Raw genomic sequence first — 19399 nt, forward strand, 5'->3', positions numbered from 1 at the left:
CGACGACCTCCGCACGAACCGCGACGGCTCCCGCGCGTACGGCGTCGGCTGCTCCCTCCCTGACGGCAACGGCGGCTCCGCCACGCGCGGCCGTGGCGACCTCGCCGCGAACGGCGACGACGCCTTCGCGAGGGGCGAGTGCCTTCACCCGCGGACCAATGGTTCATCCGCGGATCGCGGTGCTGGTGCGGCCGGATGGCGCGGTGCAGTTGGGGTGGAGTTCGGAGCGTGCGGTCATTGTGCGACCGCCCGGTCCCGTGGAATCGGGTCCCGCGTTGGTGCGGCTGCTCGACGGGTCGCGAACCGAGGCGGAGATCCTCTGGCGGGCACGGGAATTGGGGTTCGAGGTCGAGGACGTGCGGACGCTGTTGGGGGAGCTGGCGGATGCCGGGCTACTGGCGGCGGCGGAAGCGCGGAGCCGGCTGCGGACGGTGCGGGTGCACGGGCGCGGTCCGTTGGCGGACGCGCTGCTCGATGGGCTGCAACGGATCGGGTTGCGGGCCAAGCACTCTCATGAGCGCGCGGGAGCGGCGGGCAGGGGCGAGCCGTGGCCGGAGCGGCCGGATCTGCTGGTGCTGTCCGACACGCTGGTGCCTGATCCGGCGCTGGTCGCCGACCTCATGCGGGCGCGCGTCCCGCACCTGCTGGTGCGGATTCGTGACGGGGCCGGGATCGTCGGCCCGCTGGTGCTGCCGGGCGACACCGCGTGCCTGCGTTGTGCGGACCTGTACCGCACGGCGGCCGAACCGGCGTGGCCGCAACTGGCCGCACAGCTGCTGGGCCGGGTCGGGTGCGCTTCCCCCGCGGTGGCCGTGCTCACCGCGGCGCTGGCGCTGCGCGAGATCGAGACCGTGGCTCGCGGCCGCGCGGAGCGGCCACCGGCGAGTTTGAACGCCACCCTGGAGTGGGACCCGGACACCGCGCGGCTGGATCGGCGGACCTGGACGCCGCATCCCGACTGCGGTTGCGGCGCGGACGCGGTGGTGTGATGGAAACCACTCCCCCTCGTCACCCGGCAGAACACCCGAATCCCATGGCGGACCGTCTGGGACATCGGCATGATGGGAACGTGTCAGAGATTGTGAGCAAGCGCTCTTCCCGCAATGCCAAGCTGGCCAAGATTCCGCTCGGCATCGCAGGGCGGGCGGCCGTCGGATTCGGCCGCAAACTTGCCGGGGGAGACAAGCAGGAGATCAACGCCGAGCTCAATCAGAAGGCCGCCGAACAGCTGTTCGCCGTACTCGGGGAGCTCAAGGGCGGGGCCATGAAGTTCGGACAGGCGCTGTCGGTGATGGAGGCCGCCGTCCCCGAGGAGTTCGGCGAGCACTACCGCGAGGCGCTCACCAAGCTGCAGGCCGCCGCGCCGCCCATGCCCGTCGCGGCCGTGCACCGGCAGCTCGACCAGCAGCTGGGAACCGGTTGGCGGCAACGGTTCCGGGAATTCGACGACCAGCCCACCGCCTCGGCCAGCATCGGCCAGGTCCACAAGGCGGTCTGGTCCGACGGCCGGACCGTCGCGGTGAAGGTGCAGTACCCGGGCGCCGACGAGGCGCTGCGCGCCGATCTCAAGACACTCAATCGGATGGCGGGCATGATGGGCGCGCTGATCCCCGGCGCGGAGATCAAGCCGATCCTCGCCGAGATCAGCGAACGCACCGAGGAGGAGCTGGACTACCGGATCGAGGGCGGGCACCAGCGCCAGTTCGCCAAGGCGTTCCACGGGCACCCGCGCTTCCTGGTGCCGAAGGTGGTGGCCAGCGCGCCGAAGGTGATCGTCACCGAGTGGCTCGACAATGCCACCCCGGTCTCGCGAATCATCCAGCAGGGCATGGCCGATCCGGAGGGAACGGTCGAGCTGCGCAATCGGGTGGCGGCGCTGATGGGCGAATTCCATTTCAGCTCACCGGCCATCGCGGGCCTGCTGCACGCCGATCCGCATCCGGGCAACTTCATGGTGCTCGAGGACGGGCGGCTCGCGGTCATCGACTACGGCGCGTGCGCGCCGCTGCCCAACGGCTTCCCCAAGGTCCTGGGTGAACTGGTGGCGCTGGAGGTCGAGGAGCGCTTCGACGAGCTGGTGGCGCTGCTGCACGACCATGGCTGGGTGATTCCCGGAAAGACGGTGAGCATCCAGGAGATTCAGGACTATCTCCGCCCCTTCACCGACCCGATCAAGACCGAGACCTTCCACTTCACCCGCCGCTGGATGCAGCGCGTCGCGGGCAAGGCCACCGACATCTCCAATGCCGAGATGATGAAAACGGCTCGCTCCCTGCAACTTCCGGCCGAACACGTGATGATCTTCCGGGTCCTGGGCGGCTCGGTCGGCATCTGCGCCCAGCTCGACGCCGAGGTGCCTTTCATGAAGCTGATGAACGACTGGGTCCCCGGCTACGCCGAAACCCGCCGCGCCGCTTCGTAATACTGCCCCCACACGCAAAACGGCCCGCCTACCTGGAGGTAAGCGGGTCGTATGCGTTCAATTCCCCCGGAAGCCGGGGCGGTCATGCCACCGTGACCTTGCGCGGGCGGCCACGGGGGCGCTTGCGGGCGATCACGACACCCTGGTCGAAGATCTCACCGCCCCAGACACCCCACGGCTCGGCACGATCCAGGGCGGCCGACAGGCAGCCCTGACGGATCGGGCAGCTGGCGCACAGCGCCTTGGCCTCTTCCAACTGGGCCGGAGCCTCGGCGAACCACAGGTCGGGGTTGCCGGCGCGGCAGGGGACATTGATGGTGACGGCCCGGCGGGTGCGGGCGGTCGTGTTGGCCACGGTGTTGCGGCATGTCACTCGTTCACGGATGACCGTGGTGGACACGTCGTTCTCCTTCAGCTCGTGCATCGGTCGTTCGTAGGTTTCGCGAAACCGGTGCCGGTGGCTGGAGGCCGATAAAACTATGGCCACGGTTTCGCGTCTGTCGCGATCCGTGGCCAGGAGGTCTGGGAGGTGAATCCCTACCTGAGTCGACTTCGGTGTCGACTCCTGTTCACGGACGCTGGGTCGGTGGTGTTGGGGCGGGCTGCCAGCAGATGCACCGGTCGCTCGGATCCGGTTGCGCCTGTGGCGGTTTCGACGGCCGAGCCGGTGACGGTGTCAACGACTGCGGTTGCCGGGTACCAATTGCCCTCGGGCTTGTCCTGCTTGATCACGATCTGCTGATCCGCTTGGGCTTTGCTTGCAAAGACCTGAAGACCAAGATCGCCACTCACGCCGGACATACGAATCCCCTGCGAAGCGAGGATCCCCAGGGAGACGGGCGCAACGGACATGACTGACGCCATGCTGACGCGGCCGGCGGTGATGCCGGTCGTCGCGATGCCTGCGTTGCTGTTCATTGGTCTGCCTCCCTCCTTCACTCGTTTGCGATCAGTGCTCGGTGCGCGCGGGGTCTTCCCCTGTGCACCTGAACCACATTAGGTATCTATACAGATACGCACAACCTATTTTTGACCTGCGGTTTTCGACCTCACAACGGCGAGCACGTCCGCACCGTAGGTCTGCAACTTCTTGGCGCCGATGCCCGGGATGGCCACCAGCGCCCGATCGTCGGCCGGACGCTGCTCGGCGATCGCGGTCAGCGTGGTGTCGCTGAAGACCACGAAATGCGGCAGCGAGAGCTCTTCGGCCTTCTCCTTGCGCCACTCCCTGAGCGCCTCGAGCAGCTCGGGATCGACGTCGGCCGGGCAGCGCGAGCAGCGGCCGAGCATGGTGGCCTGGGTATTGAGCAGCGGGCGGCCGCAGATGCGGCAGGTCGGGTGGACCCGCTTGGGACCGCTGGGCCGCTCGGTGGTGTGGGTGGCGATGCGCGAGGCCGGGGAATCGTCGGGGACCAGGCCGATCAGGAACCGGGAGCGGCGGCGCACCTTGCGCCCGCCCGCGGAACGGGCCAGCGCCCAGGACAATTGGAGGTGCTCGCGCGCCCGGGTGACGCCGACGTAGAGCAGGCGGCGTTCCTCCTCCAGTGCGGCCTCGTCGGACACGGTCGCGTCCGGACCGAGCACGTGCTGGATGGGCAGGGTGCCGTCGGCCAGGCCGACCAGGAAGACGGCGTCCCACTCCAGGCCCTTGGCCGCGTGCAGCGAGGCCAGCGTGACGCCCTGCACGGTCGGTGGGTGCCGGGCCTCGGCGCGGGCGGCCAGCTCACGCAGCAGGCCGGACAGATCGAGTTCCGGTTCGGCCTCGGCCAATTCCTCGGTGAGGGCGACCAGCGCCACCAGCGAGGCCCAGCGCTCCCGGGCCTGGACGCCGACCGGCTCCTCCTTGGTGAGCCCGGCCCCGGCCAGCGCCGCGCGCACCAGGGTCACCAGTTTCGGGCCGCGGGCATCGGGCAGGTCGTCGCGATTGGCGGCGGTGCGCAGCGCGGACACCGCCTGCCGCACCTCCGGCCGCTGGAAGAAGCCCTCGCCGCCGCGCACCTGATACGGGATGCCCGCCTCGGTGAGCGCCTGCTCGTAGACCTCCGACTGCGCGTTGATGCGGTAGAGAATGGCGATCTCCGCGGCGGGCACGCCTGCGCTCAGCAGTTTGGCGACCGCCTTGGCCACGGCGGCCGCCTCGGCGGGTTCGTCGTCGTATTCGGCGAAGGCCGGCTCCGGACCGTCGGGACGCTGGCCGATGAGCTGCAACCGGGTGCCCGCGATCCGGCCGCGGGCCGCGCCGATCACCCGGTTGGCCAGCGACACCACCTGCGGCGTGGAGCGGTAGTCGCGTTCCAGACGGACGACGGTGGCCTCGGGGAAGCGGCGTGAGAAGTCCAGCAGGAAGGTCGGACTCGCGCCGGTGAACGAGTAGATGGTCTGGTTGGCGTCGCCGACCACGGTCAGGTCGTCGCGATCGCCGAGCCAGGCGTCGAGCACCCGCTGCTGCAGCGGGGTGACGTCCTGGTACTCGTCCACCACGAAACACCGGTAGCGGCCGCGGAACTCCTCGGCCACCGCGGAGTAGTCCTCGAGCGCGGCGGCGGTGTGCAACAGCAGATCGTCGAAGTCGAGCAGCAGGCCGTCGGGGGTGTTCTTCAGCGCCTCGTAATAGGTGTAGACCGCGGAGACCTTCTTGGCCTCGTAGGGCACGTCGCGGTGGCGGCGGGCCGCCTCGCCCGCGTAGTCCTCGGGCGCGATGAGCGAGCCCTTGGCCCATTCGATCTCGCTGATCAGGTCGCGCAGGCTGTCGGTGTCGGTGGGCAGGCCCGCACGGCCCGCGGCCTGGGCCACGATGGGGAATTTGCCGTCGATCAGCCGCCACGGCACGTCGCCGACCACCTGCGGCCAGAAGTACTTGAGCTGCCGCAGTGCCGCGGCGTGGAAGGTGCGCGCCTGCACCTGCCCGGCCTCGCCGCTCAGACCCAGCGCCCGCAACCGGTTGCGCAGCTCCCCGGCGGCGCGGGCGGTGAAGGTCACCGACAGCACCTGATCGGCCCGGACGTGCCCGGCCGACACCAGATGCGCGATGCGATGGGTGATGGTGCGCGTCTTACCGGTGCCCGCGCCCGCCAGCACGCAGACCGGTCCCCGGGGCGCGCGCACGGCCGCCGCCTGCTCGGCATCGAGGTCGTCGAGCCGGAGCTGGGCCTGGGTGGTCGCGGCAGTCACGCGCTCCATCATGACAGCGCCCTCCGACACGGCGGGCGGCCATCGGCGTGGCGGCCCGAATCGGCCCGGCCGGAGCGCGGTCCGCCCGAGCGGTTCGGTCGCGTCGAGAGGTCAGTCGCGGTCGCGGAGGCTGCGAAGGGCGGCGGCGAAGCGGGGGGTCTGATCGCCGAGGGGATCGAAGAAGTCGCGGTCGCAGGCTTCGACCGCGCCGATGGCCCGATTGACCAGGGCGGCACCGGATTCCGTGGGGCGCAGCGAGCGGGCGCGTTTGTCGGTGGGGTGCTCGTGGCGTTCGAGCAGGCCCTTCTGTTCGAGGGTGCGCAGGACCTGGGAGGTCATCATGGGGTCGGTGGCGGCCTGGTCGGCGACGTCGCGCTGGGTGACGGGGTCGCCGCCCGACCGGCCGGTGAGCCAGGTCAGGGAGGCGAGCAGGACGAACTGGACGTGGGTGAGGTCGAAGGGGGCCAGGGCGGCGCGTTGGGCGGCCTGCCAGCGGTTGGTCACCTGCCAGAGCAAGAGGCCGGGGCTTTCGTCGGCGTGCTCGAATTCGGTGTGCAGTCCGTCATTCGCCTTCACCGGCCGACCATAGCGCGGGAGATGACGGCGAAATCGTGGGCGGTGAGTTCGATCAGGCCGCGTCGCAGCGCGATGCCCCAGTTGGGGACGCTGGTCAGGTCCAGTTCGCCGCGCAGCGTGTCGATGGAGGTCTGGCGGGCGTCGCGGTCGTAGTCGACCGCGCGCCGCCACGGGCGGAAGCAGCCGCCCTGCTCTTCGACCTGCCAGGCCGGGCCCTCGGCGATGGCGCCGAGGGCGGTGAAGGCCTTGATCGGTTCGCCCTCGCGCATGCCGGTGCGAGGCGAGTAGTAGACGAGTCCGTCTCCGGCCCGCATGCGTTCCACGGCGGCGCGTTTGCCGTGATTGGCTTGGGCGAAGCCGAGTTCGACGCCGCGGCGGACGTGGTCGCGGGAGACGACGGCGAGCCAGTACCGGGTGCTCATACCAGCACCGCCTCGGCAGCGGCGACCAGCGCGTCGACATCGCGCTGCAGGGATTCGCGCAGGCCGCCGCCCATGATCTTGATCCACAGGGCGCGCAGCGGGCCCTCCATGGTGACGCGGACGGTGACGGTGGTGGCGCCGGCGATGGTGGCGACCTCGTGGGCGAAGATCAGCCGCGCGCCGAGCAGCTTGGACGTGTCGATGAATTCGGTGTCGGTGAGCTTGGTGATCACGAACTTGGTCTTGGGCCCGCCCTTGGGCTTGAGGACGCCGGTCGCGCCCTGGACGAACGGTCCGTCGAGGGTGACCCATTCGGTGTCCTGGTTCCACTCCGGCCAGGTGGCCATGTCGGCCCACTTGGTGAAGAAGGCGGCGGGAGCGGCGGTCGAGGTGGCGGAGGCTTCGGCGATGAACGTCATGAAATTAGTATGCGCGCTTACTATTCATCCGTCAACCCCCGGTCCGCGATCGGTTCCGAGCCGCAGTCGATCCGCTCACAATCGACCCCGCGGCAGGAACACGATCGGCGGTGAGTATGTTGCATCGACCGTGACTGCTACCGATCTGACCATGTACTCGACGACCTGGTGCGGCTACTGCCGTCGCCTCAAGACCCAGCTCGACGAGGCCGGGATCACCTACGAGGTGATCGACATCGAGGACCACCCCGAGGCCGCCGAGTTCGTCGGCAGCGTCAACAACGGCAATCACGTGGTGCCGACCATCAAGTACCGCGACGGCTCGACCGCCACCAACCCGAGCCTGAACCAGGTCAAGGAAGCCCTCGCCGCCATCGGCTGAGCCCCTTGGATATCGAAGAAGCCGCACACCCGTTGGTGTGCGGCTTCCTGTTGTGAACCCCAGTCCTGTTGTGGAACCTCAGTCTTCGGCGGCCCAGGATTCGACGATGGTCCGGGCGATCGAGATCGAGCCCGGCAGTAGCAGTTTCGCCTCGCCGCCGGTGGCCCCGGTGGGCGATCCCCACGCGCCGGCCGCGAGCGCGTCGCGCACCTCGGCCTTGGTGAACCAGTACGCCTCGGCGATCTCGCCGTCGCTGAAGGCCAGGGGCTGGTCCGGGTCGCCGACCGCGGCGAAGCCGAGCATGAGCGAGCGCGGGAACGGCCAGGGTTGGCTGCCCAGGTAGCGGATCTCGCGGACGTCGACGCCGACCTCCTCCTTGATCTCGCGTTCGACGCAGCGTTCCAGCGACTCCCCCGCCTCGACGAATCCGGCCAGCAGTGAGAACAGGCCCTGCGGCCAGGTGTGCTGACGCGCCAGCAGGACGCGGTCGCCGCCGTCGTGGATGAGGCAGATGACGGCCGGGTCGGTGCGCGGGAAATCCTCGTGCCCGGCTTCGCTGATCCGGGACCAGCCGCCGTTGGCGGGCGTGGTGGGGCTGCCGTCGACCGGGCTGAAGGCGGCCTTGTCGTGCCAGTTCAGGACCGCGATGGCGGTGGCCAGCAGGCCGGTGCCGAAGTCGTCGAGGTCGAGGGTAGCGCCGAAGGCGCGCAGGTCGGCCAGTTCGCCCTCGATGGTGTTGTCGCGCACCGCCCACAGGTGGATGTCGCCGTCGACGCCGAGGAAGACGGCCTCGGGGGCGCGTTCGGGGGCGAGGGTGAGCGCGGCCTCGAGCACCACGCCGCCGTTGTCGACGCGGACCTGGCCGCGCTTGTTCATCCGGAGGAGTTTGGCCTGGGGCCAGCCCTCTTTCAGCGCCTGTTCGTCGGAGCGGAGGTGTTCGGCGCGGTCGAGCGAGGTCCGCGACAGCACCGGAACGGCATTGAGCTCAAAAGCTGACACACCCCGAGACTAGACGGGCGCCCCGCTCAGGCGTGGACGCGCCGCAGATACAGCAGCTTGTCGTGGGCCTCGAGGGCGTCGGTCTCGGGATCGCCGACCCGGATGAGGTTGCCGTCGCGGACCACGCCGAGCACGATGTCGCGCAGGTGGCGCGGGGAGCCGCCGATCTCCTCGGTCTCCACGTCGCGTTCGGCGATGGCGAAACCGGCGTCGGGGGTGAGCAGGTCCTCGATCATGTCGACCACGGTGGGCTTGGTGGTGGCGATGCCGAGCAGCCGGCCCGCGGTCTCGGAGGACACCACCACCGAGTCCGCGCCGGACTGGCGCAGCACGTGGGTGTTCTCGGCCTCGCGGACGGCGGCGGAAATCCTTGCCTTGGGGTTGATCTCGCGGGCGGAGAGGGTGACCAGCACCGCGGTGTCGTCGCGGTTGGCGGCGACCACGACGGCCGACGCGTGCTGAACCCCGGCCAGCCGCAACACATCCGACTTGGTGGCCGAGCCGTGCACGGTCACCAGTCCGGCGTTGGCGGCGAATTCGAGGACCTGCGGGTCGGTGTCGACGACGACGATATTGCTGGGCTGCTCGCCGTCGGCGAGCATGGCGTCCACGGCCGTGCGGCCCTTGGTGCCGTAGCCGACTACCACGGTGTGATTACGCACGGTGCGCCTCCATCGCTGAATCTTGAACGCCTGCCGGGATCGTTCGGTGAGCACGGACAGGGTGGTGCCGACCAATACGATGAGGAACAGGATCCGCAGTGGCGTGACCACGAGAATATTGATCAGCCGCGCGGTCGGGGTGACAGGGGTGATGTCGCCGTAGCCGGTGGTCGACAGGGAGACGGTCGCGTAGTACGCGCAATCCAGCAGACCCATGTGCTCGCGGGCGTTGTCGTTGTAGCCGTCGCGGCCGACGTACACGACCAGGGTGGCCCCGACCAGCAGCAGCACCGCCAGGCCGAGCCGCCGCAGCAGCGAATACCAGGGGCTGGACTGCGCGGACGGGATCCGCAGCACACCGACGAGCGCGAAGTCGGGCCGATCGGTGAGCCCGGCCAGTCCGCGCGAAGAATCACCCAACACGCGAATCACCGTTCATTTCTGGCACTTCTGGCAGCGGCACAGGTCCGGAGCGTACCGGGCGAACCAGGGCCCGGCGGTTCCCAGCGGGGCGCGTCGCGAACTCGGGCCGCGACCGGGGACTCATCCCGGGAGGTCCGGCGGCAGGTACTCCGGGTCCGGTGGCGGCTCGAAATCCGGTGGGAGATCGAAGTCGGACAGCGGGAAGTCGAAGTCGGGCAGGGGATCCCGGAGCGTGCCGGACCGGGAACCCGTGTCCGCGTCGGTGGGCGGTTCGACGTCCGGCGGCGCATCCGGGCCGAGTGGCGCTTCTGCGCCCGACGGCGGCGCGGCGGCGTCCTCCGACGCGGAGACTCCCGGGCGTGCCGCGGGCTCGGGGCGTTCCGGAGTCCCGGGCCGCGTCGAAGTGGGCCGGGGGCGCAGCAATTCGACCTCGACGGGTTCGGTGGGCCCGAGGTCGTCGTAGTCCGGTTCGTCCGGCAGCGGGGGTTCGTCGGGCAGCGGCGGCGCTTGCGGCGCGCGGCGGGGAGCCGCGGTGGTGATGATGGCGGCGAGTTCGGCCGGGCCGGGCAGGTGCGCGGGCGCGATGGTGCGGCCGGAGCGGACGTAGTGGAAGGCGGCGAAGGTCTCGGCCAGCACCTCGGCTTCGGGGCGGCCGCTGCGCGCGGCTTCCAGCCGGGCCCAGGCCAGCCGGTAGACGGCCAGCTGCACGGCGACCGAATCCTCTTCGCCGCGCCGGGGTTCCGCGCCGGTCTTCCAGTCCACGATCACCCACGCCCCGTCGGGGCGGCGGAAGACGGCGTCCATGCGGCCGCGGATCACGGTGCCGGCGATGGTGGTCTCGAAGGAGATCTCGACTTCCACGGCATTGCGGTCGGCCCACGGGGAGGCGAGGAAGGCTTCCTGGAGTCGCATCAGGTCGGCGTCGGTGTCGCCGGTGTCGGCCGCGCCGGGCAGGGTTTCGAAGCCGAGCAGGCGGGCGCCCGCGAACCAGCGTTGCAGCCAGGCGTGGAAGGCGGTGCCGCGGCGGGTGTAGGGGCTGGGCGGGTAGGGCAGCGGACGGCGCAGGCGCGCAGCGAGTTTCGCGGGATCGGCGCGTAGGTCGACCAGGGCGGTGGCGGCGAGCTGGCCGGGGAGCTCGACCTCGCGGGTGGATTGTTCGGCGGCGCGATGCTCGGCGATGAGGGCGTCGACGTCCTCGGCCCAGCCCTCGGGGTCCTCGTCGCCGGGGTCGTCCGTCGCGCCCTCGGTGGTCTCGGGATCGGTTGCCGGGTCGCCGAATCCGGGGCCGAAGTCGAGTTCGATCTGTTCGGGCCGGGATTCGTCGCGCAGGACGTCGAGGGCGGCCTTGACCAGGGCGGCGCCCTCCTCCACGAATTCGCGGCGGGCGCCGAGCGGGTCGCGGGGCCAGGTGGCGGTCTGCGGGTTGTCGGTGAAGGGGTTGGGGGTGCCGGGCAGCGGCGGGTCGTCCCAGCGGTCGATCTGCACGCCGCCGGACAGTGACGAGCCCGGCGTCTCGGTCTCGTTCTTCAGTTCGAGCAGGAATCCGGAGGGGCCCTTGGGTTTCGAGCCGGTCTCGGCCCAGTGGTGGGCGGAGACGAACAGGGCGCGTTCGGTGCGGGTGAGGGCCACGTAGAACAGGCGGCGTTCCTCGTCGAGGCGGCGGGCGGCGAGGGCCTTCTTGTGTTCGTCGAGGGCGCGTTCGAGGTCGGCGCGGTCGTAGAGGTCGGCCAGGTCCAGGACGGGCACGCCGTCGGTGGCGTCCTCCTGGGCGCGGTCGCCGCGCAGCGAGGTGGGGAGTTCGGCGAGCGCGCCCATCCAGGTGGCGGTGCCGGTGCCGGAGGGGAAGGTGCCGTCCACCACGTGCGGGACCGCGACCACCTCCCATTCCAGGCCCTTGGCGGCGTGCACGGTGAGGACCTGGACCCGGTCGTGGGCGACCTCGACTTCGCCCGGCTCCAAACCGTTCTCGACCTCCTCGGCGGCGGCCAGGAAGTCGAGCAGACCGATCAGGGAGGAGCGGTGGTCGGCGGTGTAGCCGGCCACCACCTCCGCGAAGGCGTCGAGGTGTTCGCGCCCGGCGGCGGCGTGGGTGCGGCGGGCCTGGGTCTCCACGCCGACGCCGATGGTCCGCTCGACGTCGGCGACCAGTTCGGCCAGCGGCTGTCCGGAGCGTTCGCGCAGCGCGCCCAGTTCCCGGCCCAGCGCCACGATCCGATCGAACCCCTGCGGCGAATACTGTTCCGCCTCACCGGGATCCGCGATGGCGTCGCCGAGCCCCGCCTTCTCGGCGGGCTCGGGGGCGACCTCGCGCAGCGCCTCGTCCAGGGTGGCGGTGTCGGTGATGGCGTCGGCCTGCCCGGCGGGGCGGCGAATGGACAGCTCGCGGGCGCGGCGGGACAGGGCCGCGATATCGGAGACGCCGATCCGCCAGCGCGCGCCGGTGAGGATGCGCACCGCGGCGCTGCCGGCGGCCGGGTCGGCGATCAGGCGCAGGGTGGCGACGATATCGGCGACCTCCGGCGTGTGCAGCAGCCCGCCCAGGCCCACGATCTCCACCGGCAGCCCGCGTTCCCGCAGCGCCTCGGCGAGCGGCGCGGCATCGGCATTGCGCCGCACCAGCACCGCGGAGGTGGGCGGCGGGTTCTCGGCCTCGGCCGCCTCGGACCATTCGGCGGCGATCCGTTCGGCCACCCATTCCCGTTCCATCGCAACGGTTTCCGCCAACGCCAGCGCCACCAGGCCGTCGGTGGCGTCGGGCCGGGGCCGCAGCGCGTCCACCGTCACTCCCCCACCCCGCGCGGCCCGCTCGCGCAGCGGGTCCGACACCAGGTTGGCCAGATCCAGCGCTTCGGGCGGATTGCGCCAGCTGGTGAGCAGCGGCAACACCGGCGCGGGAACGCCTGGCGCACTGGGGAAGTCGGTGGTGAACCGCGGCAGATTGGCCGCCGACGCGCCACGCCAGCCGTAGATGGACTGCATCGGGTCGCCGACGGCGGTGACCGCCAGCCGATGCGGGTGCGGCCGTTCGGCGGTCGAGCCTTCCGACTCGCGCTGCCTTCCGGCGCCGGCCGCGCCGGTGGGCTGTCCGGCGGATTCCCCCGCCATATCACTCTGTGGCGCAGGTGATTCCGGTCCGGATGCGGTGTCGTCGGAGGCCGCGCCGAAGAGCGCGGACAGCAGAATGCGCTGGGCGTGGCCCGTGTCCTGATATTCGTCGAGCAGTACCAGCCGGAAGCGGTCGCGTTCGGCCGCGCCGACTTCGGGGTGGGTGGCGGCCAGGCGCGCCGACAGCGACATCTGCGCGCCGAAGTCGAGTGCGCCGCGGCGGCGCAGTTCGTCGGCGAGGCGGTCGACCAAGGGCAGTAGCGCGACGCGCTCCTGCTGGGCTTCGATGATGTCGAGCAGTGCACGTTTGGGGCCGCCCTTCTGGCGGGGCCCGGCGGGGAGGGTGTGAACCAGGCGCTCCAATTCCAGGTGGGCCGTGGCCAATTCACGCGGATGGACGAGGTGTTCGGCGAGCTGACCGGTCAGGGCGAGGACGGCTTCGGTGACGCCGACGGGGCTGCGGTCGGTGTCCAGGTCGCCGTCCCAGGTGGAGACGACGCGGTAGGCGAGCTGCCACAGCTGGGTCTGGGTGAGCAGGGTGGCGGTGGGTTCCACCGGCAGCAGCAGGCCGTATTCGGTGAGCAGGCGACCCGCGTAGGAGTGGTAGGTGCTGATCTCGGGTTCGGCGGCGGCGAGCTGGGCGCGCAGGTGCCCGGCGGGGTCGAGGTCGCGCACGACGGGAGCGCCCGCGAGCCGGGCCAGGCGGGTGCGGATGCGGGTGGTGAGCTGCTGGGCGGCCTTGCGGGTGAAGGTCAGGCCCAGCACCTGATCGGGTTCGACCAGGCCGTTGGCCACCATCCACACCACGCGGGCAGCCATGGTCTCGGTCTTGCCGGCGCCCGCGCCCGCCACCACCAGGGTGGGTCCGGGCGGTGCGGCGATGACGGCGGCCTGTTCGTCGGTGGGCGGCGGCAGGCCGAGTGCGTCGGCCAGTTGGCGCGGGGTGACGCGGCCGCCGGCGGCCCGGCCCTCGCCCGCCGCGGGATCGCCGTTCGATGCGGTGGTCACTCGTCGGTCACCTGGCGGCCGCGGTCCTGCACGGGGCAGCTGCCCGCCACCTTGCAGTGGCGGCAGCCGTCGTTGCGCATGGCCAGGTAGCTGGGGCCTTTCGAGGCGTCGGCGGCGTGGTGCACGATATCGCGCCAGCTGTCGACGCCCGCGGCGTCCAGCGGCGGTTGGGTGCGCTGGGTGGCGCCTTCCTTGGCATTGGGTTTGGCGACGTAGACCAGGCGCGCGCCGCCGGGTTCGCCCTCGCCGAGCGCGCCCTCCGCGGCGGCGACCTGGTAGGTGGCCAGCTGCGCGTGTTCCTCGGCGGCCTGCTTGGAGATGGGCGTCTTGCCGGTCTTGACGTCCACGATGACGAAGCGGCCCAAGGCATCTCGCTCCACCCGGTCCACCCGGCCGGTGATCCGCACCGGCACCTCGCCGGGGCCGCGGGCGGGCAGCACGCAGTCCACCGGGACCTCGACGCCGATGGCGGTGAGTTCGTCGCGGGTATTGCGCAGCCAGGCGAGGAAGGTGTCGACCATGGTCTCGGTGCGGCGCAATTCCGCCCGGGAATGCCAGTTCTCGCCGTCGCGGGCGGTCGGGTCGACCTTCTTCCACGCCTTCACCAGGGCCTGCTTCACCTGGATCTCGCTGACCTGCCCGGCCAGCGCCTGCACCAGGGTGTGCACCAGATTGCCCTTGAGGGCGTGCGGGTTCTCGGCGTCGCTGCCGCCGTGGCGTTCCAGCGCCCAGCGCAGCGGGCAGGTCTCGAGCTGGTCGACGGTGGAAGGGGACAGGGAGATGACCCCGGATTCGCTGTCCCACAACGGATTCACCGAGGAGAGTTCGGCGGTGCCGTACCAGTCGTCGGGGTGCGCGCCGCGTACGCCCGCCTGGGCCAGCCGCGCCAGTTGCCGGGCCGCACGGGCGCGGCGTTCGGGCGCCGACTCGGGATCACAAGCGGCGGTGCGCAATTCGGCGATCAGGGCGTGCATGGCGAGGGCGCGGCCCGGGTCCACGGCCGGTGGGATCTTGCCCGGTCGCCCGTCGGCGGCGTCGGCGTCCAGCTCGCCGAGGAAGCGTGACGGCACCAGATCCTGGTCGCCCGTGACCGATTCGACCGCGGTGACCAGCAGCGACCGCCGGGCCCGGCTGCACGCGACCAGCAGCAGCCGCCGCTCCTCGGCCAGCAGCGGCGCGGACCGGCTCACCTTCTCCCCCGAGCCGCCCACGCCCGCGAGCAGGTCCACCAGTTCCTCGACGCCCAGCAGGGTGCCGCGCAGTCGCAGGTCGGGCCAGATCCCCTCTTGAACGGCGGCGACCGCCACGGTGTCCCATTCCTGGCCCGTGGCCGCGTGCGCGCTGCAGATGGTCACCGCCTCGCCCGGGTCGGTGATCGGCGCGTTGTCCTGCGGAATCACCTGCTGCTCCAGGTATTCCACGAAGCCCTCGACGGTGGCGCGTGGCAGCCGGTCGACGTAGGCCGCGGCGGCCTCGAACAGCCCGACCACCGCGTCGAGATCGCGATCGGCCTGCATGCCGCCCGCGCCGCCGCGCTCGGACTGGCCCACCCAGCGCCGCTCCAGGGTGGAGGCGGTCCACACGCCCCACATCACGTCTTCGAGCCCGGCTCCTTCGCGGCGCAGCTTCCGTGCCCGGCCCAGCGCCTTCAGCACACGCCGCAGCGGCGCGGCCTCCACGGTGGTGAGCTTCTCGAGCACGACGCGGTTCCCGGCGCCGACCAGCAGATCCCGGAGGATCTCCGCCGACGAGCGGTCCAGGTCGGCGAAACGATCGGAATCCGACTCCACCACAACATGTTCCGCCGTGTCACCCGGCGCGATGACCGCGTCGTCCGCGACGTCACGCTGCGGATAGCCGAGCTCCGTCACCGTGCGCCGGATGCCGCGCCGCAGTCGGCGCAGGCTGATCTGGTCGGCTCCGCCCAGGGGTCCGGCCAGCAGGTCGAGCGCGTCGTCCGCGGTGAACGCGATGGGCCGCGGGTGGCGGACGGCGGTCGGGTCCCCGGCGGTGATCGCGCGCAGCGCCAACAACATCCAGGCCGCGCCTCGTCGCCGGGCGAGCGGGACGTCGGCGGGCGGCTGCCGCACCGGCACTCCAGCGGCCAGCAGCGCCCGGCGCAGCGGGGCCAGCGACAGCGGCACCGAACGGACGATCACGGCCATGCGGGACCAGGGCACGCCGTGGGTGAGGTGCGCGCGGCGCAGATGGTCGGCGATCAGCGCGGCTTCCTTGGCGGGCGTGGTGAGCACCTGCACCCGCACCTCGCCGTCCATGTGCGGCGCACCCCAATATGTTTCGGACATTTCGGGCGCAGCGCTCCCGGAACCGGGCGGTGTGCGATGGGTCGCGGAGCCGGGGAGACGGGAAGCGATGCGGTCGGCTACTTCCTGGACAGCGGTGGCCGAGCGATGGTTTCGACGGAGGACGAGGCGGCGGTCCGCGGGGGCGCCGGGGTCGGCGGCGAAGCGGGGGTCGGCGCCGCGGAAGGCGTAGACGGCCTGGTCGGGATCGGCGGCGATGACGGTGGCGGCATTGCCCGAGCCCAGCCGGCGGATCAGTTGGGCGGCATGGGGATCGAGGTGCTGGGCGTCGTCGACGAGGACGCAGTGCAGCCGATCACGTTCGGCGGCAAGAAGTTCCGGGTCGGTGTGGAAGGCGTCGAGGGCGGCGGTGACGAGTTCGGCGGCATCGAGGGCGGGCGCGCTGGCCTCGGGCACGTCCATGCCGACCGACCAGCGCAGCATCATGATCTGCTCGTAGCGTTCGGCGAAATAACCGGCGGCGATCCATTCGGGGTGCCGATGTTCGCGTCCGAGTTCGATCAGATCCTCGGGTCCCAGACCCCGTTCGGTGGCCCGCAGCATGAGGTCCCGCAATTGTTCGGCGAACCCCGCGGCGGTGAGGGCCGGATGCAGGCGTTCGGGCCATCCGGCGGCGCCGTCGGCGAGGTCGCCGCGCAGCAGTTCGCGGATCACGATGTCCTGTTCGGATCCGGTGAGCAGGCGCGGCGGCGGATTGCCGTGGGCGGCCGCGAAGGTGCGCAGCAGGCCGAACGCGTAGGAGTGGACGGTCCGCACCAGCGGCCCCCGGGTCGCGCCGGGCACGCCGGCCACGTCCGGATCGAACGCGGCGGCATCGAATCCGGCCGGATCGGCGGCGGCCGCGGCGACGCGGGCGGTGATCGCCGCGCGCACGGCGGTGGCGGCCCGCTTGGTGTAGGTGAGGACCAGCACCGACTCCGGCGCGGCCCCGGCCAGGATGCGAGCGGCGGCCACCTCGGCCAGCAGCGTGGTCTTCCCGGTGCCGGGCCCGCCGAGCACGTGCCAGGGTTGCCAGCCGGGGTCGGCGCCGAGCTCGCGGAAGAGCGGCCGGAGGGCGGGGTCCCACTCCCGGGGGAGTGTCTCCGCCTCGGCTCGGCGCACCAATTGCACCGAGCTATCCGATCGCATCACGTCGGCTATTTCAACAGACCGGCCCGACAGTTTTCGTTTGCCATGAGTTGTCCGTGCTGCCTGTCACATTCCATGAGGCGTTCATGATCGGCCGGGGCGAGCACGGTCCGCGATTTCCCGTGGCGCGGGCAGGCAGCAGAATGGGCGTGTGGTGGAGCTTCATACTCATCGTTTCGGTCCCCCGACCGGTCCGGTCGTGCTGGCATTGCACGGGTTGACGGGTCACGGCCAGCGCTGGCAGGTGCTGGCCGACGAACATCTCCCCGACGTCCGGATCATCGCACCGGATCTGCGCGGGCACGGGAGGTCGCCCGGCGTGCCGCCCTGGGATTTCGAGGCGATCGTGGATGATCTCGCCGCGCTGCCGGAACTCGGGACCGGCGAACCGGTGGTGGCGCTCGGGCATTCGTTCGGCGCGGCCGTCGCGGTACATCTGGCGCATCGCCGCCCGGATCTGGTGCGCGGTCTGGTGCTGCTGGATCCGGCCATCGGTCTGGACGCCGAGCGCATGCTGAGCATCGCGACGTCCATGCTGGCGTCGCCGGATTACGAGAGTGTCGAGCAGGCCCGTTTCGACAAGCTGGAGACCGCGTGGGGCGAGGTCGACCCCGCGGTGCTGGATGCCGAGCTGGCCGAGCATCTGGTGCCGACCGCGCACGGCCGGGTGGGCTGGCGGATGACGCTGCCCGCGATCATCGCCTACTGGGGTGAGATCGCGCGCGACTTCGTGCTGCCGCCGCGGGAGCTGCCGACGGTCATGGTGCAGGCGATGAAGGTGGATCCGCCGCTGGTGTCCCCGGACTTCCGGGCGGCGCTGTCCGCGCATCTGGGCGACCGGCTCACCGTTCACGAGTTCGACTGCGACCACATGGTGTCGCAGGCGCGCCCCGCGCGAACCGCGGAACTGGTCCGCACACTGCTCTGATCCCACGGAAGGCGTGAAATGCCCACCAGCGAAACCGAAATCGAGCGAGTGCGGGAATTGGTGGCGGCGATTCCGCCCGGCCGGGTCGCCACCTACGGCGATATCGCGGCCGCGGCGGGCTTGTCCACACCGCGCACGGTGGGCTGGATCATGCGCACCGACGCCGCGGATCTGCCCTGGCATCGGGTGCTGCGCGCAAACGGTACGCCCGCACCACATTTGGCGCATCGGCAGTTGGCCCAGCTGGCCGCCGAGGGCTGCCCGCTGGCCGGGGATCGCGTGGACCTGCGGCGGGCCCGGTTCCGGTTCGAGGACTGAACCGGCTACCGGCCCCGGGCCACGGAGGAATTCTGTCCCTCACAAACGAAAATCATCGAAAAACTCCGGCCGGATCGACGAAATTGCCGGGCCGGAACGGCCATCAGGCCGCGCCGCGCTCGAAGCGGCGGCGTTCGCGCGGCGAGAGTCCGCCCCAGATGCCGAAACGCTGATCATGGGCGAGCGCGTAGTCGAGGCATTCCTTGCGCACGTCGCACGAGGAGCAAATGCGCTTCGCCTCGCGGGTGGAGCCGCCCTTGTCGGGGAAAAAGGCCTCGGGGTCGGTCTGGGTGCACAGGGCCTGCTGGTGCCAGGATTCGGAGTCGGCTCCGTCACGGCGGGCGAGAGATTCGAACATGGCATCGAAATTGGTGAAAAGCAGCTTCACTATCCCCATCCCTTCAATACAAGTATCAGAAAGAAAAACGCGCGGTATGGTTTTTACCGACCCATGCCGCAGTCACCACTGACCGCAGCCAACCGCGCCTGCTCACCATTGACGAAGATGCGACGGGCGTGCACGGCCGCCGGAGCAGCCGACCACGGCGCGAGCGCGGTGGTGAACATGAGTTCGCACCAGCTCAATGCCGGAACCTCGCCGCCCGCGAGGGTATTCAGAAGAGAGAGTTCCTGATCGCTGTCATTCCACGCGGCGAACAACCACGAGGCATCCAGCCGGCCCAGGAATTCCTCGGCGTCTTCCGGAACGCCCAGCGGGGCGTCTACCGCGAGGTGAACGACCGCGGCGATCGCGTGGCGCATACGGGCATCGAGGCCGACACCGTCATGGAGCAACAGGCCTTCGAGCGACTCCCGCAATCCCGCGCCGCGGTCGATCCGGAAGTCGTTCCGCCGGGCCGTGGTGACGTCGAACATTTGTTTCCTCCCTTGAAAATGCGCTTGTCCCAAAAGCGCCATGCGCTGATTTAAATGGGCCCGTGATCTTGTTGTCCAGTTTTGGGGCAATCTGGGGCAAACCCCTAGCAGTACTGACACTGGCCAGTGTGGGTACCCGCCGGGAACCGCACCGCAGGGTGCCTGGCACCACGCGGGCAAACATATAGGGAGTGGCGCGTTCCGCCGTTTATGGTCTGACCATGCCTTATGTGCGA

Annotated in this window: 17 protein-coding genes; 5 read left to right on the forward strand and 12 right to left on the reverse strand. The window is 70.7% G+C overall.

Features of this window, described 5'->3' with window-relative positions; translation table 11 throughout:
- Window positions 1-158: 158 nt before the first annotated feature.
- Window positions 159-989 carry a TOMM precursor leader peptide-binding protein gene (locus tag ABZ382_RS11195; RefSeq protein WP_357086862.1) on the forward strand — a complete coding sequence of 277 codons (831 nt, stop codon included), beginning with the start codon at window positions 159-161 and terminating at the stop codon, window positions 987-989.
- Window positions 990-1033: 44 nt separating this feature from the next.
- Window positions 1034-2422 (forward strand): AarF/UbiB family protein, encoded by a 1389-nt coding sequence (locus ABZ382_RS11200; RefSeq protein WP_357086865.1) that lies wholly within the window; start codon window positions 1034-1036, stop codon window positions 2420-2422.
- 82 nt (window positions 2423-2504) lie between these two features.
- On the opposite strand, the gene ABZ382_RS11205 is transcribed toward ABZ382_RS11200, so the two are convergent.
- From ABZ382_RS11205 to ABZ382_RS11230, 6 genes are all read right to left on the reverse strand, one after another.
- Window positions 2505-2846 carry a WhiB family transcriptional regulator gene (locus ABZ382_RS11205; RefSeq protein WP_357086867.1) on the reverse strand — a complete coding sequence of 114 codons (342 nt, stop codon included), beginning with the start codon at window positions 2844-2846 and terminating at the stop codon, window positions 2505-2507.
- Between the two features lie 113 nt (window positions 2847-2959).
- Window positions 2960-3340: a hypothetical protein gene (locus ABZ382_RS11210; protein WP_357086869.1), complete on the reverse strand. Its 381-nt coding sequence runs from the start codon at window positions 3338-3340 to the stop codon at window positions 2960-2962.
- Between the two features lie 105 nt (window positions 3341-3445).
- On the reverse strand, window positions 3446-5602 hold the full coding sequence (locus ABZ382_RS11215; protein ID WP_357087333.1) for an ATP-dependent DNA helicase UvrD2: 2157 nt from the start codon (window positions 5600-5602) through the stop codon (window positions 3446-3448).
- A 102-nt stretch (window positions 5603-5704) separates the two neighbouring features.
- Window positions 5705-6169: a MarR family transcriptional regulator gene (locus ABZ382_RS11220; protein ID WP_357086870.1), complete on the reverse strand. Its 465-nt coding sequence runs from the start codon at window positions 6167-6169 to the stop codon at window positions 5705-5707.
- Window positions 6166-6591 carry an EVE domain-containing protein gene (locus tag ABZ382_RS11225; protein ID WP_357086873.1) on the reverse strand — a complete coding sequence of 142 codons (426 nt, stop codon included), beginning with the start codon at window positions 6589-6591 and terminating at the stop codon, window positions 6166-6168. The genes ABZ382_RS11220 and ABZ382_RS11225 overlap by 4 nt, the downstream gene beginning before the upstream one ends.
- Window positions 6588-7010 carry a hypothetical protein gene (locus ABZ382_RS11230; protein WP_357086876.1) on the reverse strand — a complete coding sequence of 141 codons (423 nt, stop codon included), beginning with the start codon at window positions 7008-7010 and terminating at the stop codon, window positions 6588-6590. Before ABZ382_RS11230 ends, ABZ382_RS11225 begins: the two co-directional genes overlap by 4 nt.
- Window positions 7011-7140: 130 nt before the next feature.
- Here ABZ382_RS11230 and ABZ382_RS11235 point away from each other — a divergent pair, with 130 nt between their 5' ends.
- A complete protein-coding gene (locus tag ABZ382_RS11235) occupies window positions 7141-7392 on the forward strand; it encodes a mycoredoxin (protein ID WP_357086879.1) in 252 nt (83 codons plus the stop codon).
- A gap of 78 nt (window positions 7393-7470) precedes the next feature.
- On the opposite strand, the gene nudC is transcribed toward ABZ382_RS11235, so the two are convergent.
- From nudC to ABZ382_RS11255, 4 genes are all read right to left on the reverse strand, one after another.
- On the reverse strand, window positions 7471-8391 hold the full coding sequence (gene nudC, locus ABZ382_RS11240; RefSeq protein WP_357086881.1) for an NAD(+) diphosphatase: 921 nt from the start codon (window positions 8389-8391) through the stop codon (window positions 7471-7473).
- A 26-nt stretch (window positions 8392-8417) separates the two neighbouring features.
- Window positions 8418-9476, reverse strand: coding sequence for a potassium channel family protein (locus ABZ382_RS11245; RefSeq protein WP_357086884.1), 1059 nt, complete (start codon window positions 9474-9476; stop codon window positions 8418-8420).
- A gap of 120 nt (window positions 9477-9596) precedes the next feature.
- A complete protein-coding gene (locus tag ABZ382_RS11250; protein ID WP_357086886.1) occupies window positions 9597-13589 on the reverse strand; it encodes a UvrD-helicase domain-containing protein in 3993 nt (1330 codons plus the stop codon).
- Entirely contained in the window at window positions 13586-17041 is a 3456-nt protein-coding gene (locus ABZ382_RS11255; RefSeq protein ID WP_357087334.1) for an ATP-dependent DNA helicase, read from the reverse strand. The genes ABZ382_RS11250 and ABZ382_RS11255 overlap by 4 nt, the downstream gene beginning before the upstream one ends.
- 151 nt (window positions 17042-17192) lie before the next feature.
- Here ABZ382_RS11255 and ABZ382_RS11260 point away from each other — a divergent pair, with 151 nt between their 5' ends.
- Complete coding sequence (locus ABZ382_RS11260; RefSeq protein WP_357086889.1) at window positions 17193-17969, forward strand: alpha/beta hydrolase; 777 nt, start codon at window positions 17193-17195, stop codon at window positions 17967-17969.
- 18 nt (window positions 17970-17987) lie between these two features.
- A complete protein-coding gene (locus tag ABZ382_RS11265; protein WP_357086892.1) occupies window positions 17988-18287 on the forward strand; it encodes an MGMT family protein in 300 nt (99 codons plus the stop codon).
- Window positions 18288-18390: 103 nt separating this feature from the next.
- On the opposite strand, the gene ABZ382_RS11270 is transcribed toward ABZ382_RS11265, so the two are convergent.
- Both ABZ382_RS11270 and ABZ382_RS11275 read right to left on the reverse strand, forming a co-directional pair.
- The gene (locus tag ABZ382_RS11270; protein ID WP_357086894.1) at window positions 18391-18675 is read right to left on the reverse strand and encodes a WhiB family transcriptional regulator; all 285 of its coding nucleotides are present in this window, start codon (window positions 18673-18675) and stop codon (window positions 18391-18393) included.
- Window positions 18676-18728: 53 nt separating this feature from the next.
- Window positions 18729-19163: a hypothetical protein gene (locus ABZ382_RS11275; RefSeq protein WP_357086897.1), complete on the reverse strand. Its 435-nt coding sequence runs from the start codon at window positions 19161-19163 to the stop codon at window positions 18729-18731.
- Between the last annotated feature and the right edge of the window lie 236 nt (window positions 19164-19399).

This window comes from Nocardia sp. NPDC005825, from assembly GCF_040630175.1.
Classification (GTDB): domain Bacteria; phylum Actinomycetota; class Actinomycetes; order Mycobacteriales; family Mycobacteriaceae; genus Nocardia.

Coding starts and splice junctions, on each gene's coding strand:
- ABZ382_RS11200 (WP_357086865.1), top strand. CDS start 1,034: ATGGCGGACCGTCTGGGACATCGGCATGATGGGAACGTGTCAGAGATT.
- ABZ382_RS11275 (WP_357086897.1), bottom strand. CDS start 19,163: ATGTTCGACGTCACCACGGCCCGGCGGAACGACTTCCGGATCGACCGC.
- ABZ382_RS11255 (WP_357087334.1), bottom strand. CDS start 17,041: ATGCGATCGGATAGCTCGGTGCAATTGGTGCGCCGAGCCGAGGCGGAG.
- ABZ382_RS11205 (WP_357086867.1), bottom strand. CDS start 2,846: ATGCACGAGCTGAAGGAGAACGACGTGTCCACCACGGTCATCCGTGAA.
- ABZ382_RS11265 (WP_357086892.1), top strand. CDS start 17,988: ATGCCCACCAGCGAAACCGAAATCGAGCGAGTGCGGGAATTGGTGGCG.
- ABZ382_RS11210 (WP_357086869.1), bottom strand. CDS start 3,340: ATGAACAGCAACGCAGGCATCGCGACGACCGGCATCACCGCCGGCCGC.
- ABZ382_RS11225 (WP_357086873.1), bottom strand. CDS start 6,591: ATGAGCACCCGGTACTGGCTCGCCGTCGTCTCCCGCGACCACGTCCGC.
- ABZ382_RS11215 (WP_357087333.1), bottom strand. CDS start 5,602: ATGGAGCGCGTGACTGCCGCGACCACCCAGGCCCAGCTCCGGCTCGAC.
- ABZ382_RS11195 (WP_357086862.1), top strand. CDS start 159: ATGGTTCATCCGCGGATCGCGGTGCTGGTGCGGCCGGATGGCGCGGTG.
- ABZ382_RS11230 (WP_357086876.1), bottom strand. CDS start 7,010: ATGACGTTCATCGCCGAAGCCTCCGCCACCTCGACCGCCGCTCCCGCC.